The sequence below is a fragment of the Cobetia sp. genome (assembly GCF_983723665.1).
In genome coordinates this window covers 8929-12074 of the sequence record NZ_CFDJES010000050.1, presented here as the reverse complement: position 1 = coordinate 12074, position 3146 = coordinate 8929, and the positions used below count along the sequence as shown (strand labels likewise).

The following is a 3146-nucleotide window of genomic DNA, read 5'->3' as shown; positions in this document are numbered from 1 at the left end:
CCGCCACAGCACCGCGTCAGCGAGGAGGCCCGATGGGCATTCGCTACAGCAAGTGGATCTACCCGGACATGACCGAGCTGCATGCGCAGGTCGAGGCGGCGCTGGAGCACTGGTTCAGTGAGCGCTTCGCCGACTACCCGCACATCAGCTTGCCGGGCCTTGACCCCTACGATTATGATGGCTGGTTCAATCGTCTGGCCCCGGAGCTGATGGCGCGCGGCAGTGACTACTGCGAGCGTGAGTGGCATGGCTATGTGCCGAGCCCCCAGCAGCTCAACCAGGCTTTCTTCCGGGCCGTATCCCGGTCCAACAAGTGTGTGCTGGAGCCTGACCGCAAGCATGGTGATCCTGACCAATCATAGTCCCGACGCGCGGGAGCTCGAGATCATCGAGCGCCAGCTCGGGCGCAAGCCGCGCGGCATCCAGGCCGTGGCCGCCACCGATGGCGAGGGCACTCCGCTGGTGCTGCGCATGCATTCGCTGGTGGACGGCAAGCCCTTCCCGACCCTCTACTGGCTGTGCGATGAACGCCTCAAGATCTCGCTGTCACGCATCGAGGCCGAAGGCGTCATCAAGGGACTGGAAGAACGCCTCAAGACCGACGAGGAACTGCTGGCGCGCTACCGTGCCAGTCATGAGGCCTACGTCGCCGAACGCTGGAGCTTCATGAGCGAGGCCGAGCGCAGCGCCATCGAGTCCCAGGGCTTCGCCGACCTGATGCGTGAACGTGGCGTCGGCGGTATCCGTGACTGGAATCAGGTGCGCTGCCTGCACACCCAGTACGCCCAGCATCTCGCCTACGCCGAGGGCAACGCCATCGGTCACTGGGTCGATGCCCATTACGACGTGCTGTCCGAGCTGCCCTGAGCCCTGAGCCCTGACAACGATCGAGCCGATGCCGTCGGCTTGAAGGCAGAAGACGAAGAAGCCCGCCAATTGGCGGGCTTCTTGCGTTGGGACGAGCGTCAAGTCTACAGCGAGTGCGCGAAGACCAGCGCGATGCACAGCGGGCAGATCAGGCGCACGTACCACGGCCAGATCTTCCAGAACAGGCTGGACTCGATGTCCGGCGCCCCGCTCTGGATCTCCTTGAGCAACGCATGGCGCGACATCGCCCAGCCCACCAGCAGGCACATCACCAGCGCGACCAGCGGCTGGCTGTACTGGGTGGTCAACATGATCACCAGGCCGAACAGTGCCCCGAAGTTGGCGGCGATGGTCAGGCTGATGGCCATGATGGCGGCACCGACGGCCAGGGTGGCGGCACGCCGACCCAGCCAGCCACGCTCGACCACGAAGGACACCGGCACTTCCAGCATCGAGATGGAAGAGGTGATGCCCGCCACGCTCATCAGCGCGAAGAACGCCACCATCAAGATGTCACCTGCGCCGCCCATCTGGCCGAACAGCGCCGGCAGCGTGTCGAACAGCAGGGTGTCCGAGCTCTTGAGCAGGCCATCGGCATCGAAGATCTCGACGCCCAGATGACGCGCGGCGTACATGGCCGGAATCACCAGCAGGCCGGCGAGGAAGGCGATGCCGACATCGATCAGCGTCACCAGTACGCCCAGACGCGGCAGGTTCTGCTCCGGCCCCAGATAGGAGCCGTAGATCAGCATCGCGCCCACGCCGAGAGACAGCGAGAAGAACGCCTGGCCCATCGCGCTCAGCATCAGGTCGGCATCGAAGATGCGGTCCCACTGTGGCGTCAGGTAGACACTCAGGCCTTCATCGGCGCCCGGCAGGGTCAGCACATAGCCGATCAGACCGACCAGCAGCATCAGCAACAGCGGCATCAGACGCGTGGACCACTTCTCGATCCCGCCGCGCACACCACCGACCACGATCGCCATCGTCAAGGCGAGGAAGACCGCCGTCAGCGAGACATTGCGCGTGAAGTCGAAGGTGGTCAGCCAGCTGGCGGCGGAGCTCATGCCCAGCGCCTCGCTGACCGGTGCGGCGGTATAGCCCAGCAGCCAGCCCGCGACGATGGCATAGAAGGCCAGGATCAGGCTGGCGGTCAGCATGCCCGCCCAGCCCGCCAGCGCGCCGAAGCGCTTGGTGATGCCTCGACCGAGACTCATGCTGGTGACGATGTTGGCCTGACCATGGCGGCCGATGACAAGCTCAGCCATCAAGGCCGGCCATGCCAGCAGGAAGGCCAGCACCAGATACATCACCACGAAGGCCCCGCCTCCGTTGTTGGCCGTCTGGGACGGGAAGCCCCACACGTTGCCAAGTCCTACTGCCGAACCAGCGGCGGCCATCAAGAAGCCCAGCCGACTGGCAAAGCGTCCGCGCACCTGCGCCATCTGCCTCTCCTGCCTTGTTGTTCCGCGTCCGTCGAAGACGACGTCGCGATGAGTCCACGCTCGCCGAAGGCGGCGTCGCGATGAGTTGGGGTGCATCCCGATGCAAGCTCACGGGGCGCCAGCGCCCGCCAGCCGTCGCCTGCGGGGGCGGCAAGGGTAGCAGAGCAGGCCCGCGAATGCAGGCGACAACGCCGAAAGTCAGCACGTGCCCGCGTTGGCCACGGGGCAATGCCGAGTTCCTCACCGGCGTCATAGCGTCGCCGCACAACTCGCGTAGGATAGGAAGGACATGACATCAAGGCACGGCAGCCAGCAGTGAGCGCCGCCGAGAAACATTCAGGAGAGCAACATGCATCGCATCTGTGTCTATCTGGGCTCCCGCGAGGGCGTCTCCCCACAGCACCGCCAACTGGCCGAAGCCCTGGGCACGGCCATCGCCGAGCGCGGCTGGGGACTGGTCTACGGAGGCGCGCGCGCCGGGCTGATGGGAGCGTTGGCAGATGCCGCGCTGGCAGCGGGCGGTGAGGTGATCGGCGTGATCCCCCAGGCACTGGTACGCAACGAGAAGGCGCATACCGGTCTGACACGCTTGATCGAGGTAGCGGACATGCATGAGCGCAAGGCGCAGATGGCCGCACTGGCGGATGCCTTCGTGACCCTGCCCGGCGGGATTGGCACCCTGGAGGAATTGTTCGAGACCTGGACCTGGCAGTATCTGCGCTTTCACGCCAAGCCGATCGCCGTCCTCGACAGTGACGGCTTCTTCGCGCCCCTGCTCGAGTTTCTGGACCGCACCGTCGAGGCGGGCTTCCTCGATGCGGACACTCGCGCGCG

Annotated in this window: 4 protein-coding genes; 3 read left to right on the top strand and 1 reads right to left on the bottom strand. The window is 65.5% G+C overall.

Annotated elements, in window-relative coordinates:
- Both AC4FAH_RS07050 and AC4FAH_RS07045 read left to right on the top strand, forming a co-directional pair.
- On the top strand, positions 1 to 362 hold a 362-nt coding region (locus tag AC4FAH_RS07050; RefSeq protein ID WP_490245812.1), incomplete at its 5' end, for a hypothetical protein.
- Positions 340 to 867 (top strand): DUF501 domain-containing protein, encoded by a 528-nt coding sequence (locus AC4FAH_RS07045; protein ID WP_043336547.1) that lies wholly within the window; start codon positions 340 to 342, stop codon positions 865 to 867. The genes AC4FAH_RS07050 and AC4FAH_RS07045, both read left to right, overlap by 23 nt.
- A 104-nt stretch (positions 868 to 971) precedes the next feature.
- Here the strand turns inward: AC4FAH_RS07045 and AC4FAH_RS07040 are convergent, their stop codons facing one another.
- On the bottom strand, positions 972 to 2312 hold the full coding sequence (locus AC4FAH_RS07040) for a sodium-dependent transporter (protein ID WP_043336549.1): 1341 nt from the start codon (positions 2310 to 2312) through the stop codon (positions 972 to 974).
- Between the two features lie 349 nt (positions 2313 to 2661).
- On the opposite strand from AC4FAH_RS07040, the gene AC4FAH_RS07035 reads away from it, so the two are divergent.
- Positions 2662 to 3146, top strand: a 485-nt coding sequence (locus tag AC4FAH_RS07035; RefSeq protein ID WP_490245811.1) for an LOG family protein, incomplete at its 3' end; no start/stop codon positions are given.

Bases quoted from the DNA above. Each gene is read 5' to 3' on its own strand.
- AC4FAH_RS07045 (WP_043336547.1), top strand. From the start codon at position 340: ATGGTGATCCTGACCAATCATAGTCCCGACGCGCGGGAGCTCGAGATC.
- AC4FAH_RS07040 (WP_043336549.1), bottom strand. From the start codon at position 2,312: ATGGCGCAGGTGCGCGGACGCTTTGCCAGTCGGCTGGGCTTCTTGATG.